Source organism: Sphingobium sp. TomMM15, from assembly GCF_055397045.1.
The window spans coordinates 37225-52985 of record NZ_AP027314.1 but is presented as its reverse complement, the minus strand read 5'-3'; the positions used below and the strand labels follow the sequence as shown (position 1 = coordinate 52985).

The following is a 15761-nucleotide window of genomic DNA, read 5'->3' as shown; positions in this document are numbered from 1 at the left end:
ATGCCCACCACCACCCACGACGTCGTCATCATCGGCTCCGGCGCAGCAGGCCTCACCGCCGCCATCAACCTGGCGCAAGACCGCAAGGTCATCGTCCTCGCAAAGGCCGCGCTCGACAGTGGCTCGACCAACTGGGCGCAGGGCGGCATCGCCGCTGTTCTCGACGCAGGCGACAGTTTCGAAGCCCATGTCAACGACACCATGGTTGCGGGCGCTGGCCTCAACAATCGCGAAACGGTCGAGTTGGTCGTATCCGAAGCCCCTGCTGCGATCGATCGGCTGGCGGCGCTCGGCGTCCCCTTCAACGGCGGCGAAGAATTTGGCGAACGCTGGCACCTGACGCGGGAGGGCGGGCACAGCCACCGCCGCATCGTCCATGTCGACGACGCCACCGGCCACGCCGTTCAGGTCGCGCTGCTCAAGGCCGCGCGCGCCAATCCCAACATCACCCTGCTGGAGGATATGGTCGCCATCGACCTCATCACCTCCCGCCATGGCGAGCGCTACTCCGGCGACGGCCATGTCTGGGGCGTCTACGCCTTCAACAAGCGGACCAAGCATGTCGATGCGCTGCTAGGGAAAGCGACGATCCTCTGCACCGGCGGCGCGGGCCGTACCTACCTCTTCTCCACCGCCCCACGCGGCGCGACTGGCGACGGCATCGCCATGGCCTGGCGCGCGGGCTGCCGCGTCTCCAACATGGAGATGAACCAGTTCCACCCGACCTGCCTCTATAATCTGGAGGTCAAGAATTTCCTGATCACCGAAGCTGTGCGCGGCGAAGGCGGCCATTTGAAGCTCCCCCCCGGCGTCCCCGGCGGCGGCGAGCGCTTCATGCCCCGCTTCGACCCGCGCGCCGAACTCGCCCCGCGCGATGTCGTAGCCCGCGCCATCGACCATGAGATCAAGCGCCTCGGCCTCGACTATGTCCATCTCGACATCAGTCACAAGGAACCGGAGTTCGTCAGGCACCACTTCCCGACCATCTACGCCCGGCTGCTGGACCTCGACATCGACATCACCAAGGAGCCGATCCCGGTCGTCCCGGCGCAGCATTATACCTGCGGCGGTGTCATCATCGATCTGGACGGCCGCACCGACATGCCCGGCCTCTATGCCGCTGGCGAAGTTACCGAAAGCGGCCTCCACGGCGCCAACCGTCTGGCCTCCAACTCGCTGCTCGAATGTTTCGTATTCGGCGAGACGGCGGCCCGGCACATCCGCGCCCATTGGGACGATCTGCCCGCGCCCCCGCCAATCCGGCCATGGGACGAAAGCCGCGTCACCAACAGCGATGAAGAGGTCATCGTCCAGCACAACTGGAAGGAAATCCGTCGCTTCATGTGGGACTATGTCGGCATCGTCCGCACCACCAAGCGGCTGGAGCGCGCGCAGCACCGCATCGACCTGCTCGCCAAGGAAGTGGACGAATATTACGGCCATTTCCGCGTGACGCCCGACCTCATCGAGCTACGCAACCTGCTGGAGGTCGCGCGTCTGGTCGTGCGGTCAGCACTGCGCCGCAAGGAAAGCCGGGGCCTGCACTACACGCTGGACTATCCGGACATGCTGCCCGAAGCCGTGGACACGGTGCTGGCGCCCTGACGGTGGGCGGCTCAACTGGACAGAAATTGCTTCACCGCCGCGCTGAACCGCGCGGGCTGATCCGCCATGATGACATGGCCGCCCGGCCCGATGGGCGTCAGCGTCAAATCCTTCTTGGCCGCATAAGCCGCGCGGAAGTTCCGGCCGATCTGCGCCGCTTGGGCGGCATCGGCCCCGGTGGCGTAGACCACGTCCATGGGCACGCTGATGCGGCCAAGCTGCGGCCCAAGGTCAATATTGGCGAGGTCGCGAAGGGCATTGGCAATGACGTCCGGGTCACTCCCCCTCGCACCCGGAGCTTGCGCCAATATCTGCGCAAGGTAGCTCCGCCCTGCCTTGGTCCCCGTAAAATATTGGCTGAGCTGATCGGCCAGATAGCCCATGCCGCGCGCCGTGCCGCCCACCATGGCCGCGCCGTCGGGCAGCATATCGACCACCATCAATCGTCCAGCCACCCCCTTCAACCCCAGCATCATAGCCAGCGTACCGCCCATGGAATGTCCCACGACCGCTGGCCGCCGCAGCCCGGCCGCACTGATGTAGCGCGCAATCTCATCCGCCAGCGGCTGGACCAAGGGACCGCTCACATTGGCATCGGCCGCCAATCCCGCAAAGCCGCGCACATGGACGAGGTGCCAGCGATAACCCGGCAAAGCCGCCATCACGCCGTTCCACAGTCCCGGTCCGCTCGCCAGCCCAGCTATCAATATCACGTCGCGGCCGGTGCCCCGCACCGTCACGGCGATCCTGCGCGACGCGAACGGAGCCGCCATGGCAGCGCCGCCGAACATCAGCGCGCCCGCCGCAGCCGCGCCACTCATCAGGAGCGCTCGCCGGTCCAAAACCTTTATGTTCATCTCGTCTCCATCCCCGGTCGCGGCTTAACCTTAACTGAGCGCAAGAAGCATTCCGTTCAGACTCCTTACATCGCAATTGTGGAATCATTCGTCGCATGAACCTTGTCAGTCGGAAGGCTCGCGCCACCAAGAGAGGTAGGGAGAGCGCGGGGACGCAGATGAAGAATGGAAATGACGGGCGCGACACGCGTCCTTATGGCGGTTCGGCCCGTCTTGTCTTGTTGATGGCGGCGCTTTCGGCTTGTGTCAGCGCCCCTGTGGAACCTCATGCGCGCGCCACGCCGCGGGTACAGCCGACGACATCGACCTTTCCGATCAAGCCTGTCGCCAATCCGCCAAAGCCTTTCCAGGCGCTGGACGTCGATCAGCGTGAAACGCCGCCCCCCGCTCTCGTCAGCGTCGTTCGTAACCTGGGCCAAAGCTTCAGCGGAAAAGTCGGCATCGCCGTTCGCCGCATCGGCAGCGACTGGACGGTCGCGTGGAACGGCAACTCGCTCTTCCCGCAGCAGAGCGTGTCGAAGCTCTGGGTATCGATGACCTTCCTCGACGCGGTGGATCGCGGCAAGATTCGCCTGTCTGATTCGGCGACGATCACGCGGAAAGACCTGACCCTGTTCCACCAGCCAAGCGCTGCGCTGGTGGGCAACAGCGGATGGACGACGACCTATTCCGACCTGATGCGCCGCGCGATGACGCAAAGCGACAATACGGCGAACGACACCCTGCTGCGCGCGGTTGGCGGGCCGGAGGCTGTGCGGTCCTATCTGTCACGGCGCTACATCAAGGATATCCGCTTCGGGCCGGGCGAACGGCTGCTACAGGCGACGACTGCAGGTCTGGAGTGGCGGCAGGATTATTCGATCGGCCGCAATTTCTACGCGGCTCGCGCCAAGCTGCCGATGGCGGCGCGAGCGAAGGCGCTGGACAATTATCTCGCCAGCCCGCCTGATGGCGCGGCGCCGGTCTCGATCGTCAATGCGCTCGCAAAGCTCAAGGAAGGGAGCATGCTGTCACCCGCTTCGGCCCAATTGCTGATGTCCATCATGAGCGAAGCCAAGACCGGGCCGCAGCGTATCAAAGGCGGCGTGCCCGCTGGCTGGCATTATCTGCACAAGACCGGGACGGGCCAGGAATTAGGCGCCCGCTCCACCGGCTACAACGATATCGGCATCATGACCGCCCCCGACGGCACCAGCTATGCCGTGGCGGTGATGATCGGCAGCACGACCGAGCCCATCCCGACGCGTTGGCAGCTCATGCAGGCGGTGGCAAAGGCCGTGGCCGCGAACCACGAAAAGCGGTAACGCCGCCTTAGCGATCAAGCATCCTATCGAGCGCGTCCGCAACCGCCGTCATGCCCGGCAGCGTGGGATGATAGGGTGCGCTGACCGGCTTGCCGCCTTTCACCGGATAACCGTTCATCCACGGGTCGCGTGCACAGACGTCATGACCGACGGTAAGGCGCGAGGCCGCAAGAATGGATGAGCCGGTCTCCCGCGCCACGCGCGCCGTCAGCGCGGCCAGCCGTTTCGCCATGGCCCGCGCCATATCCGCATCTTGAGGCGAAACTGGCGTGGCAGCACAGAGGCGGTTCCCCGGAAGCACCACCGGATAATCGACCCATATCAGCTGAGCCTTGGGCGCGCGCTGCCGCACTTCGGCCGCGATACGGCGAAGCGCTGCGTCCAGCGCCGTCCACCTTTCTTCCTTGGGCGCCAGGGTGGGCGGACAGCGAACCCCGCTCGCCGCATTCACCTGACGGCAGGAAGCCCCCATCAGACCCCCGATATAGCCCACGTCATTGCCGCCAATGGTGATGGTGACGAGCCGCGTTTCCGCCGTCAGCGCTTCGATCTGCGGGCGCATGCCTGCCCAACCGTCGAGTACGCCGCCGGTCGTCGCCCCGCTGCAACTGACATCGATCAGTTCCAGCCCACGCCGTTTTGCAAGCTGCTGGGCATAGTTGTTTGCCGAGCGGGCGCACATGGCCGGTTTGCTGTTCGCGGATGGCGCAATGCCCGGCCCTGCGGCGAAGGAACTGCCCATCGCCACATAGACCGATCCCGGAGCAATGCCGCCATCGTGCCGAACGCTCTGGTCATGCGCGCAGCCAGTGACGGCAGCGACCAACCCCAGCAGGAGAAAGCGAGGGAAGGAAGTTCGAGAAAAACGCCGCATCGGCCCTGCCCCTCAATCCAGATTGGGCCGCAACCAACGCTCTGCGGTTTCAAGGTCGATCCCGCGCCGCTGCGCATAATCTTCCAACTGGTCCCGGCCGACGCGCGCCACGCCGAAATATTCCGCCTGCGCGTGACCGAAGTAGAAGCCGCTGACCGCCGCCGTGGGCAGCATGGCAAAGCTTTCCGTCAGAGTGATCCCGGTCGTATGATGCGCATCCAGCATATCGAACAGCAGCGGCTTCAGGCTATGCTCGGGACAGGCCGGATAGCCGGGAGCCGGACGAATGCCGCGATATTGCTCGCGGATCAGCGCCTCGTTGGTCAGTTGCTCGCCTTCCGCATAGCCCCACAGCGCGGTGCGGACATAATGATGCAGCCGCTCGGCAAAGGCTTCGGCCAGCCGGTCGGCCAGCGCCTTCAAAAGAATGTCCGAATAGTCATCGATAGCCGCCTTGAAGCGCGCCAGATGCGGCTCGATGCCATGGATCGACACAGCGAACCCACCCATCCAGTCGCCATTGGGGCTGATGAAGTCGGCCAGACACATGTTCGCCCGGCCCTCGCGCTTGGCGATCTGCTGCCGCAGCATCGGCAGCGTGACGTGCTTTTCGTCTTCTACATGGACGATGATGTCATCGCCCTCGCGGCGGCAGGGCCATAGACCCACGACCCCACGCGCCGTCAGCCACTTCTCGCTGACGATCTTGTCCAGCATCTTCTGCGCGTCGTTGAACAGGCTGGTGGCACTTTCGCCAACGACCTTGTCCTCAAGGATCGCCGGATAATTGCCCGCCAGTTCCCACGCGCGGAAGAAGGGCGTCCAGTCGATATAGTTGATCAGGTCCTTTAGGTCCCAATCGGGGAAGCTGTGGATACCCGGCAGCAGCGGACGGGGCGCCTTCAGCGCCTCATCCATCTCGAATGCGTTGGCTCGGGCGTCCTCGATGCTCAGCAGCTGGCTCTGCCCCTTGCCTTCGCGCGCCTTGCGGACATGCTCATAATCATCCTTCGTCTTCTGGACGAAGTCGGCCTTCTGCGTTTCAGACACGAGCGCCGTCGCCACGCCCACCGCGCGGCTGGCGTCCAGCACATGGACGACCGGCCCCGTGAAAGCCGGATCAATGCGCAGCGCGGTATGCACGCGCGAAGTCGTCGCCCCGCCGATCAGCAGCGGCATGGTCATGTTGGCGCGCTGCATTTCCTGCGCCACCGTCACCATCTCATCGAGCGAGGGGGTGATGAGGCCGGAAAGCCCGATCATGTCGGCGTCATTCTCGTTCGCGGCCTTGATGATGTCCTGCCACGGCACCATCACGCCCATGTCGATCACTTCAAAGCCGTTGCACTGGAGCACGACGCCGACGATGTTCTTGCCGATATCATGAACGTCGCCCTTGACCGTCGCCATGATGATCCGGCCCTTGCCCTTGGCGCCGGGTTCCTTCGACGCTTCGATGAAGGGCAGCAAGTGCGCCACCGCCTTCTTCATGACGCGCGCGGATTTCACCACCTGTGGCAGGAACATCTTGCCCGCGCCGAACAGGTCGCCGACGACATTCATGCCGTCCATCAACGGCCCTTCGATCACCTCGATCGGCTTCACGGCGGCAAGGCGGGCCTCCTCCGTATCCTCGACCACATACATGTCGATGCCCTTGACCAGCGCATGTTCCAGCCGCTTGGCGACCGGCCAGCTGCGCCATTCCTCAGCCGCCTTTTCGGACGCAGCGTCCTTGCCTTTGAAGCTTTCGGCAAGCTCCACCAGCCGCTCGCCCGCATCTGGATCGCTGTTCAGCAGCACATCCTCGCACGCCTTGCGCAGCGCGGGGTCGATAGCGTCATAGACGTCCAGCTGCCCCGCATTGACGATCGCCATGTCCAGACCCGCCGGAATGGCGTGGTAGAGGAACACGCTGTGCATCGCCCGCCGCACCGGCTCATTGCCGCGGAAGGAAAAGCTGAAGTTCGAAAGGCCGCCAGAAATATGGACATGCGGGCAGCGCTTCTTGATCTCGCGGCAGGCCTCGATGAAGTCGACGCCGTAATTATTATGCTCCTCGATCCCCGTCGCCACCGCGAAAATATTGGGGTCGAAGATGATGTCCTCCGGCGGAAAACCGATCGACATCAACAACTTGTAAGCGCGCTCGCAAATTTCGACCTTGCGCGCCTGCGTATCCGCCTGCCCCGTCTCGTCGAAGGCCATGACGACTACCGCCGCGCCATAGGCCATGCAGAGGCGGGCATGATGCAGGAAAGCCTCCTCACCCTCCTTCATGCTGATCGAGTTCACGATCGGCTTGCCCGACACGCATTTCAGCCCCGCCTCGATCACCTCCCATTTGGAAGAGTCAATCATCACCGGAACGCGGCTGATGTCCGGTTCGGACGTCATCAGCTTCAGGAAGGTCGTCATCGCCTCCACGGCGTCGAGCAGCCCTTCGTCCATGTTGACGTCGACGATCTGCGCGCCATTCTCCACCTGATCGCGGGCGATATCGATGGCGGCGGCATAGTCGCCCGCCATGATCAGCTTCTTGAACTTGGCTGAGCCTGTGACGTTGGTGCGCTCACCGATGTTGACGAAAGTGGCGGTCGATTGGGTCATGTCATTCTCTTCCCCCCTCCCGCAAGCGGGAGGGGCCGGGGGTGGGCTTTCGTGGGATGACGCCTAGACCGGCCCACCCCCTAGCCCCCTCCCGCCTGCGGGAGGGGGAACAATCTTACGCCGCGATGTGCATGGGCTCCAGCCCAGCAAGCCGCGTCACTACCGGCAACTCAGGTACTACGCGCGGTTTGTGCCCGGCCAGCGCCTTGGCGACCGCACCAATATGCGCAGGCGTGGTGCCGCAGCAGCCGCCAACCATATTGACCAAGCCCTCATCCACCCACTGACGGATCAGGCTCGCCGTCGTCTCCGGCAACTCATCATATTGCCCCAGCTCATTGGGCAACCCCGCATTGGGATAGGCCAGAATCAACGTATCGGCATTCTTCGCCAACTCGCTCAGATAAGGCCGCAGCAAATCCGCCCCAAAGGCGCAATTCACTCCAATGGTCAGCGGCTTCAAATGCCGCAGAGAATACCAGAAGGCGTTGATCGTATGCCCGGAGAGATTCCGCCCCGACATGTCGGTAATCGTGAAACTCAGCATCAGCGGCACCGGCCGCCCCGCCGCCGCCTCGGCCTCGCGCGCGGCCATCCCCGCCGCCTTGGCGTTCAGCGTGTCGAAGCAGGTCTCGACCAGCAGAAAGTCTACCCCGCCCTCGATCAGTGCGTCGCACTGCTCGCGATAGTCGGCCTTCAGCGTGTCATAATCGACCTCGCGATAGGCCGGATCATTGACGTCCGGCGAGATCGACAAAGTCTTATTCGTCGGCCCGATCGACCCCGCAACAAAGCGCGGACGTCCATCCCTAGCCGTCGCGGCCTCGCACGCCTTGCGCGCAATCCGCGCAGCGGCGATGTTGATCTCCCGCACCAGATGCTCGCAGCCATAATCGGCCATGGCGATCTTCGTGGAGCTGAAGGTGTTCGTCTCGATCATGTCCGCCCCGGCGTCGAGATAGGCGGTGTGAATGCCCTCCACGATGTCCGGCCGCGTCAGGCACAGAAGGTCGTTATTGCCCTTCTGATCCTTGGCGAGATCGAGCGACCCGCGATAATCCGCCTCGGTCAGCCCATGCTTCTGGATCGACGTTCCATAGCCGCCGTCGAATATCATGATCTTCTCCGCTGCCACGGCGCGGAAGCGTTCCTCGGCGGTCATGCCGTTTTCTCCAAAGCAGCGGGCCTCAAACCAAGCAAATGGCAGATCGCATAGCTCAATTCCGCCCGGTTGAGCGTATAGAAATGAAAGTCGCGCACCCCGCCCGCATAGAGCTTGCGGCACAGCTCCGCCGCCAACGTCGCGGACACCAGCTGCCGCGCGGCGGGCAGATCGTCCAGCCCCTCGAACAGTTTGCCCATCCAGCCCGGTACGTCAGTGTTGCACATGGCCGACATGCGCTGAACCGCCGCGAAATTGCTCACCGGCATGATGCCCGGAATGATGTCCGCTGTAATGCCAGCAGCCGCCACCGTGTCGCGAAAACGGAAGAAGGTTTCCGGTTCGAAGAAGAATTGCGTGATCGCTCGGCTGGCTCCCGCATCCAGCTTGCGCTTCAAATTATCGATGTCGCTCTGCGCGCAGGACGCGTCAGGGTGCGTTTCGGGATAAGCGGCCACCGAAATCTCGAACGGGTGACGCTTGCGCAAGCCTTCGACCAGCTCGGCCGCGCCCTTATACCCTTCAGGATGCGGCTGAAACTTCGTGCCCACTTCCGGCGGATCGCCGCGCAGGGCCACGATATGGCGCACACCCGCCTCCCAATAAGCGTCCGCCACCTCGTCGATCTCGGCCTTGCTCGCCGCGACACAGGTCAGGTGCGCAGCAGCGGACAACGGCGTTTCCTTCGCGATCCGCGCCACCGTGTTGTGCGTCCGCTCCCGCGTCGAACCGCCAGCGCCATAAGTCACCGACACAAACTTGGGCGCGAGCGGCGTCAGCGTCTCGATCGCCGACCACAGCTGCTCTTCCATCTTCTCCGTCTTGGGCGGGAAGAATTCGAAGCTCACATTCAGATCGCCCGCCAGATCGGCGTAGAGCGGCGCTTGCCAAGCCCGCGCGGCCTCTTCGACGGATGGAAAGCTCAGGGTCATAGGGAAATTCGTCCTTCGATAGGCAGGATACGCGCGCCCCGGCGGCGGCCCAGCCATAATACTACCGTCAATTCCTGGCCGGGCAGCACCTCCACCCGTTCCAGCTCCAAACCTGCGTCCGCAAACCAGCTTTCGATCTGCGCGTCCGAAAAGCCAAGCCGCGCATGTTGATCGCGCAGTCGCAACTCTTCCCGTTCATGCGCCGCGAAATCGGCGATCAGCACCCGACCGCCTGCCCCGGTGACGCGCGCCGCCTCCGCAATCACCGCTTCGGGCGCCTGCGCATAATGCAGAACCTGATGCAGAACCACGGTGTCCACGCTGCCCGGCTCCAGCGGCAGAGCGCCGAAGTCACCCAGCACCAACGCATATTTGTCACCTGCATCGGCAGGCAGCTTGGCCCGCGCCAGCCGCAACATATCGGGGCTGCGGTCAAGCGCGGTAACCTGATCCGCCGAGCGCCCGAACAGCTCGATCATCCTGCCCGTACCCGTGCCGATATCGAGCAGATGACCGATGGATTCAGCACTCAAAAGCGCGGTCATGGCCGCTTCGACATCCACATCGGGCACGTGCAGCGACCGGATCGCGTCCCATTCCTCGGCATGTTCCGCAAAGTAGCTTTCCGCCGCCCGTGACCGATCCGCACGGACCGCCGCCAGCCGGGCAAGGTCGGCCTTCTGCCACAAATCTTCGCTTTCCGACGGCACCAGCTGATCGAACAGGGTCAGGAAAGGCGCCATGGCCTCCCCCCGGACCAGTCGCAGGAAAACCCAATTGCCTTCCTTGCGCCGTTCGACCAGACCCGCCTCCGCAAGGATACGGACATGGCGGGATACGCGCGGCTGGCTCTGCCCCACGACCTGCGCGATTTCACCGACCGCAAGCTCCATGGCGCGCAGAAGATAGATGATGCGCAGCCGCGTCGGATCGCCAAGGGCGCGAAAGATGTCGAGTGCGGCGCTCATGGGCACATCATATAAAGAAATCTTTATATACGTCAATGGGCCTGCCGCCCTTCAAACAGGCCATGGAAGTGGAAGCCCGGAAATTGGCGAGTCGCACTATGGGGATTGCCTTGAGTGATCCAAGGCATTACGAATCGGCCCCGCAGGCGCAATGGGGGGTGAACTTTTCTCCGAGAGTGGTCTGCGACGTTTTTATCTCTGAGAGGGGTTTGCCCATGTCCAAGTCGATTGCTCTTTCGCTCGTTCTCGCCGCTTCGCTCGGCCTCGCCGCTTGCTCGAAGGGCGAAGACAATGCCGCCAATGCTTCGGCCAACGCTGCTGAGAACGCTTCGAATGCTGCTGACAACGCCATGAACGCTGCCGAGAATGCTGCTTCGAACGCCAGCAACGCCGCTTCGAACGCCAGCAACGCTGCATCGAACGCTGCCGCGAACGCGATGTAATTTCCCTTCTCGGGATTTTTGGAAACAGGGCCGCCCGGCAACGGAGCGGCCCTTTTCTTTTGGGCCGCGCGATTGCAATGAAAAGGGCTGCCCTTTTGGGGCAGCCCTCCTCTATCCAGCAGCGGGTGGCTGATCAGCAGTCCCGATCGATCGCGCGGCCAGCCAGCGCACCCACGCCCGCACCGACAATCGCGCCCGTGGTGCCATCACCCCGGCGGCCGTAGCGGCCACTGCCCTTGCCGATCTCATTGCCCAGCAAGCCACCGGCAATCGCGCCTATGATCGTGCCGCCCGTGCCATTGTCCCGGCAACGATAGCCGCCGCGATAGCCACGATAATAATTGTCGCGATAGTAGCGGTCGCCACGATAGCCGCGATAATAATCACCCCGGTATCCGCGATAGCCCCGATCGCCGCGATAATAGTCGCCGCGATCATAACGGCCCCAGCCGTCACGTGCCTGCGCAGGCGCTGCGGTTACAGCCAAGGAAGCGACGCCCATTGCCAGCGCCGCCCCCATATTGATCAGAAACTTGGTCTTCATGGCGTGCTCCTCAATCATCTCGTTACCGACTCCGGCGCGTCTCCGCCGCCCCATCGATTGCACCCCTTTTGGCCGATTCGCATTGAGCCAAGCCTGAATGGGCGTGTCAGCCACCGTTCAGATAAAAAAGCACCATCCCTAGCCGGTTGCCCCTGATCAAGAGCTGACCTGAACGCTCGTCACCGTAATGGAAAAAACTGGTCCCTGTCCCGCAGGCGAATAGCATATATGAACAATCAGCCGTTGGTCCGGCAGGCGGGATTGCCTATGGCGGGGCGATGCGCCGTATCCTGATCGTCCTGCTGCTCGCGATCCTGCTTTTGCCGGCGCCGCACAAGAACAAGCCTGAACTATTTGGGCCTGGTCCACTACTCGTTACCGCGCGCGCCCTGCCCCTAAACGCGTCCGATCCGGCTGTTCAAAGCATCGGCGCTCTCGATTATCTGGGAGGCTGGCAACTCAGCAGCCCCCACCATGGATTTGGCGGCATCTCATCCCTGCTGGTAGATCAGCAGGGACAGGTTCTGGCGCTGAGCGATTCCGGCACTTTGATGGGTTTCGCGGTCAGACCTGCAATCGACAACCGCCATCCCTTCATCGCCCCCCTGCCAATCAGGGCACAGGACGGAGCCCAGCCATGGTGGGCGTGGGATTCAGAGGCGATGGCGCATGATCCGGAATCGGATCGCTACTGGGTCGGTTTTGAGATGCTTCAGCGCATCTGCCGCTACGCCCCCGGCTTTTCGCGGGTTGAAAGCTGCCGCACCTGGCCGGAGATAGAGGCTTGGCCGGAAACGGGCTCGATCGAATCCATGGCGCGCCTGCCCGACGGGCGCTTCCTCGTGATCGCGGAAATGGGAATGACGGCGGATGGAAACCATGACACGCTGCTCTTTGCCGGAGATCCGGCGGAGCAAAGCACCGCATCGCCCATGCACCTTCGCTATGTAGCGCCACGGGGCTATCGTCCGACGGATGCCGTCGCTCTGGATGACCGTCACATTCTGGTGCTCAATCGCCGCGTAACGCTGCGCGATCTGTTCACGGCCACTCTGGCCCTCATAGAGCTGCCATCCCATCCGGAACCCGGCGATCGGTTGACCGCCCGTACGATCGCCCGTCTCGCTCCGCCCCTGCTGGCCGATAACTTCGAAGGGCTGGCTATCACGCGCGAGGCCGGGCGCATTATCGTGTGGATCGTGTCAGACGATAATCATGAATTTTTTCAGCGCACCCTGCTGCTGAAATTCGCGCTGCGCGGGGCGCCCCGCGACCGTTGAGAAAAAAACGGTATCAGGCAGCGCCGCACATGCGGGAATGATGCGCGGGCGCATCCTCCCGGCACGCAAAAAAGCGGCCCGTTACCAGGCCGCTTCTTAAAGCCGAAACGAATCGAACCGAATCAGGCGGCCGGAGCAGCCTGCTTCTTGACGATGTCGCGCTTCAGACGGCGCGCCTTCAGCGACAGCTTGTCGTCGTTGGTCTTCAGCAGCCAGTTGTCCAGCCCGCCATTATGTTCAACCGAACGCAGGCCATGCGTCGACACGCGCAGCTTGACGGTGGTTTCCAGCGTTTCGGAAATCAGCGACACATTCTGCAAGTTGGGCAGGAACACGCGCTTCGTCTTGTTATTGGCGTGGGAAACATTGTGACCCACCTGGCGGCCCTTGCCGGTCAGCTCGCAAATGCGCGACATAGTCAATCAACCTTGTAGTTCATGTTCGTTCGGAAAGCGGCGCCAGTAGCGGGATTCCGGAAAGCCGTCAACCCGCCCACCGGCCAGATCGGATCGCTTTCGCAACCCTTTCCACGGCTCGGACGTTTGCAGCCGATAGACGAAAGGAGGGCGCAATGCGACTCATTGGTGGCTTGTTGGTGATTGTTTTGCTGGTGCTGGCCGCTGGCATCGCGACCGGCTTCATCGACCTGCAAAAGACCCAGGAGGGCAGCCTGCCCAAAATCGCCGTGGAAGGCGGGCAAATGCCGAAGTTCCAGGCCGACGTAGCCAAGGTCGAAGTGGGCACGCGGAACGAAACCGTCGAAGTACCGACCGTCGATGTGAAGAAGCCCTGATCATTTTATAGACGATAGCTATGCTGTAAGGGCTGGCGGATGGCACCGCCCTTTCCGCTTCCCGAACCCATGCGCCGCGCGCTCGAACTCGCACGCGCGGCCGAACTTGCGGGCGAGGTGCCGATCGGCGCCGTCGTCACGCTCGACGGACGGATCATTGGCGAAGGAGAAAATCGCAACCGGCGCGACTGCGACCCGACCGCCCATGCCGAAATCGTCGCGCTTCGCGCTGCGGCGGAACGGCTGGGCGATTTCCGCCTCACCGGCTGCGATCTTTGGGTAACGCTGGAACCCTGCCCGATGTGCGCGGGCGCCATATCCCACGCGCGCATCGCCCGGCTTTATTATGGTGCTGCCGACCCCAAGGGCGGAGCGGTCGAGCAAGGCCCCCGACTTTTCACCCAGCCCCAATGCCTGCACCGCCCTGAAGTCTATGGCGGACTGGGCGAAGCGGAAGCGTCAGCGCTGCTGCGTGACTTTTTCGCTGCCCGCCGCTGAATAGTCGATGCGATAGAGGGTGTAGGGCAATGTGAAGCCGCTCTTCAACGCCACGGGGTGCAGCCAGCCGGGAACATCGCCCCGCATCAACCCCGCATAAAAGCCGCGCGGGCTACGGGATTGGTAAACCGTCCCTTCCGGAAAGCCGGGGCAGATCAGCAGGTAGGTCGCATGATGCCGCGCGGCGATCGGCCGGAATGCGTCCGCCGATCCGTCGAAGGCATGATGCAGGTCCAGGATAACCGTGCCATTGCGATGATAGGGACCCGCGATCGCGCTATGATGCGTGGTTGCGATCAGGCGCGGCCCCAGGTCCACCATCGTGAAAATGGTAGCGGAAGGAAGCTGGTTCAGCACCTCCAGCGCTGGCAGAGACCGGCAGCGGCCATTGGCCTTGCTGATCGACTGTAGTCGAGTCTTCGCCGCCGGGCGTTGTACTTTGGGCTTCTCACCAGTCACGCTGACCCACAACTGATTGATCTGCGGATAAAGCGGCGTCGCGAACGCTGCTACGGCAAGCAGTGCGGCTCCGACGATGCCGACCACACGCGCAAGAGGCCTGCCGAAGAATATAAGCTGAAGCACACGGTGCGCTGCCCAAGCCGCCGGTGGGATGGCGAGCAGCTGCGCCGCTGGTCCGGCCCGCAACTGCCAAAAGAGAAGCGCCGTCGAGAATAGCATCATCAGCCCGACCGTCGCCCAGGCCCACAGCCGGTCGCTGTCACGCCGCGACTCCCAAAGCGCCCAGATCAGTCCGAACAGCCCCGCAACCGGAATGGCCATCAGCGGCACGATCAGGCTCCACGCCTGAACCGTGATCGGCTTGGCCTCACGAATATTGGCGAGCCACAGCCGCTCCAGTTCCGGCGAAATCTGATAGGCGCCCGTCAGGCATTGCGGCCAATTGAGCCATGCAAAGGCCGCGACGGCGCCCCCCACCAGCACGCCAGCGCACAGCCGGGCCTGCCAGCTGCGTAGTGGCAGCAGCGCCAGCAGTGTCATGCCCGCGCCCACTGCCCCGAATATGGCGACCCAGATAGGCGAGATAGCGTCGCACACCATCTGCCGGTTCGCGTAGCTGGCAAAGAGCAGGAACAGGATGGAAACCGAGCCAGCAAGGCTCAGCGCATAGGGCAGCATCCGCCTCGCCGCGCCTTCCTTGAATACCCAACGAAGCGCTATCAGCGCCCCGCCCGCCGCCAGATAGACGATCATCTCCATGCCGATGGTGATCGACAACGCGCTGCTCACCCCCGCCACGATGCCGCCGCGCAGCCAGTTGCGGTCGATCAGCCCCGCGAGCATCAGTACCGTCAAGGCCAGCTGCCACCCATGATGATCGATCCGCATCGGCAGGAACATGCTGATGCCCATCTGCGCCGCGAAGGGCGCCAGGGCGGCCAGTATCCAGCCATTGCCTCCAGCAAGGCGGCGCGCGATGAAGCCGAGCCCCAGCATCAGCGGCAATAACGGGATCATCGGCGCAATCGCGCAGGCCAGCCGATCCGCCAGCCCCTGCTCCAGAAACGCGCGGAAGAACAGCATCAGCGCCGCGATCGGCAGATCGACCAGCCGTGACCAGTGAATGTTGAACCCGGCAGGCGGATCAAGCCGATATTGCCTCAGATCGTACCAGCCCTGCCCCGCCAGCCAGTCCTTGACCTGCAAGTACCGTATGTTGTCATCGGTATCGTTAAGCGTCAGCCAGTGGATGGCAGGCCAGCGCGAATAGAGCAGCCAGGTCACGGCCGCGACCCAGATGAGGAAGGTCAGCCATTTCCAATGCACCTGCGCCCAGGCAGACGTCCAGACCAGGGCGCGCCGGGATCTTTCCCGCAGGGTGAAGCCGCTTTGCAAGTTCATGGCCGGTGGATTAGAGCGTTCGCATCAA

15 protein-coding genes are annotated in these 15761 nt (G+C 63.2%); 6 read left to right on the top strand and 9 right to left on the bottom strand.

From position 1 onward, the window contains the following. Complete coding sequence (gene nadB / locus ACZ51H_RS00260; RefSeq protein WP_464802090.1) at positions 1-1605, top strand: L-aspartate oxidase; 1605 nt, start codon at positions 1-3, stop codon at positions 1603-1605. A gap of 11 nt (positions 1606-1616) precedes the next feature. Here nadB and ACZ51H_RS00255 read toward each other — a convergent pair whose 3' ends face one another. Then, on the bottom strand, positions 1617-2426 hold the full coding sequence (locus ACZ51H_RS00255; RefSeq protein ID WP_464802904.1) for an alpha/beta fold hydrolase: 810 nt from the start codon (positions 2424-2426) through the stop codon (positions 1617-1619). Positions 2427-2620: 194 nt separating this feature from the next. On the opposite strand from ACZ51H_RS00255, the gene ACZ51H_RS00250 reads away from it, so the two are divergent. After that, the gene (locus ACZ51H_RS00250; protein ID WP_464802089.1) at positions 2621-3766 is read left to right on the top strand and encodes a serine hydrolase; all 1146 of its coding nucleotides are present in this window, start codon (positions 2621-2623) and stop codon (positions 3764-3766) included. 7 nt (positions 3767-3773) lie between these two features. On the opposite strand, the gene ACZ51H_RS00245 is transcribed toward ACZ51H_RS00250, so the two are convergent. From ACZ51H_RS00245 to ACZ51H_RS00225, 5 genes are all read right to left on the bottom strand, one after another. Then, positions 3774-4640, bottom strand: coding sequence for an SGNH/GDSL hydrolase family protein (locus tag ACZ51H_RS00245; protein ID WP_464802088.1), 867 nt, complete (start codon positions 4638-4640; stop codon positions 3774-3776). A 12-nt stretch (positions 4641-4652) separates the two neighbouring features. After that, complete coding sequence (gene metH, locus ACZ51H_RS00240) at positions 4653-7250, bottom strand: methionine synthase (protein WP_464802087.1); 2598 nt, start codon at positions 7248-7250, stop codon at positions 4653-4655. 115 nt (positions 7251-7365) lie between these two features. Next, positions 7366-8412, bottom strand: a complete 1047-nt coding sequence (locus ACZ51H_RS00235) for a homocysteine S-methyltransferase family protein (protein WP_464802086.1) — start codon at positions 8410-8412, stop codon at positions 7366-7368. Then, positions 8409-9344, bottom strand: coding sequence for a methylenetetrahydrofolate reductase (metF, locus tag ACZ51H_RS00230; RefSeq protein ID WP_464802085.1), 936 nt, complete (start codon positions 9342-9344; stop codon positions 8409-8411). Before metF ends, ACZ51H_RS00235 begins: the two co-directional genes overlap by 4 nt. Beyond that, positions 9341-10312, bottom strand: coding sequence for an ArsR/SmtB family transcription factor (locus ACZ51H_RS00225; RefSeq protein WP_464802084.1), 972 nt, complete (start codon positions 10310-10312; stop codon positions 9341-9343). Before ACZ51H_RS00225 ends, metF begins: the two co-directional genes overlap by 4 nt. Positions 10313-10527: 215 nt before the next feature. Here ACZ51H_RS00225 and ACZ51H_RS00220 point away from each other — a divergent pair, with 215 nt between their 5' ends. Further along, complete coding sequence (locus tag ACZ51H_RS00220) at positions 10528-10755, top strand: circumsporozoite protein (protein WP_460988155.1); 228 nt, start codon at positions 10528-10530, stop codon at positions 10753-10755. A gap of 133 nt (positions 10756-10888) precedes the next feature. On the opposite strand, the gene ACZ51H_RS00215 is transcribed toward ACZ51H_RS00220, so the two are convergent. Next, positions 10889-11299, bottom strand: a complete 411-nt coding sequence (locus tag ACZ51H_RS00215) for a glycine zipper 2TM domain-containing protein (protein ID WP_460987385.1) — start codon at positions 11297-11299, stop codon at positions 10889-10891. A 278-nt stretch (positions 11300-11577) separates the two neighbouring features. On the opposite strand from ACZ51H_RS00215, the gene ACZ51H_RS00210 reads away from it, so the two are divergent. Then, on the top strand, positions 11578-12579 hold the full coding sequence (locus ACZ51H_RS00210) for an esterase-like activity of phytase family protein (RefSeq protein WP_464802083.1): 1002 nt from the start codon (positions 11578-11580) through the stop codon (positions 12577-12579). 122 nt (positions 12580-12701) lie between these two features. Here the strand turns inward: ACZ51H_RS00210 and rpmB are convergent, their stop codons facing one another. Continuing rightward, on the bottom strand, positions 12702-12995 hold the full coding sequence (rpmB, locus tag ACZ51H_RS00205) for a 50S ribosomal protein L28 (RefSeq protein ID WP_196225248.1): 294 nt from the start codon (positions 12993-12995) through the stop codon (positions 12702-12704). A gap of 155 nt (positions 12996-13150) precedes the next feature. Between rpmB and ACZ51H_RS00200 the strand changes: the two genes are divergently transcribed. Next, positions 13151-13372, top strand: a complete 222-nt coding sequence (locus ACZ51H_RS00200; protein ID WP_196225247.1) for a hypothetical protein — start codon at positions 13151-13153, stop codon at positions 13370-13372. 39 nt (positions 13373-13411) lie between these two features. Further along, positions 13412-13870 carry a nucleoside deaminase gene (locus tag ACZ51H_RS00195; RefSeq protein ID WP_196225246.1) on the top strand — a complete coding sequence of 153 codons (459 nt, stop codon included), beginning with the start codon at positions 13412-13414 and terminating at the stop codon, positions 13868-13870. On the opposite strand, the gene ACZ51H_RS00190 is transcribed toward ACZ51H_RS00195, so the two are convergent. Further along, on the bottom strand, positions 13832-15733 hold the full coding sequence (locus tag ACZ51H_RS00190; RefSeq protein WP_196225245.1) for a hypothetical protein: 1902 nt from the start codon (positions 15731-15733) through the stop codon (positions 13832-13834). The two genes, ACZ51H_RS00195 and ACZ51H_RS00190, sit on opposite strands and share 39 nt — an antisense overlap. Positions 15734-15761: the final 28 nt, after the last annotated feature.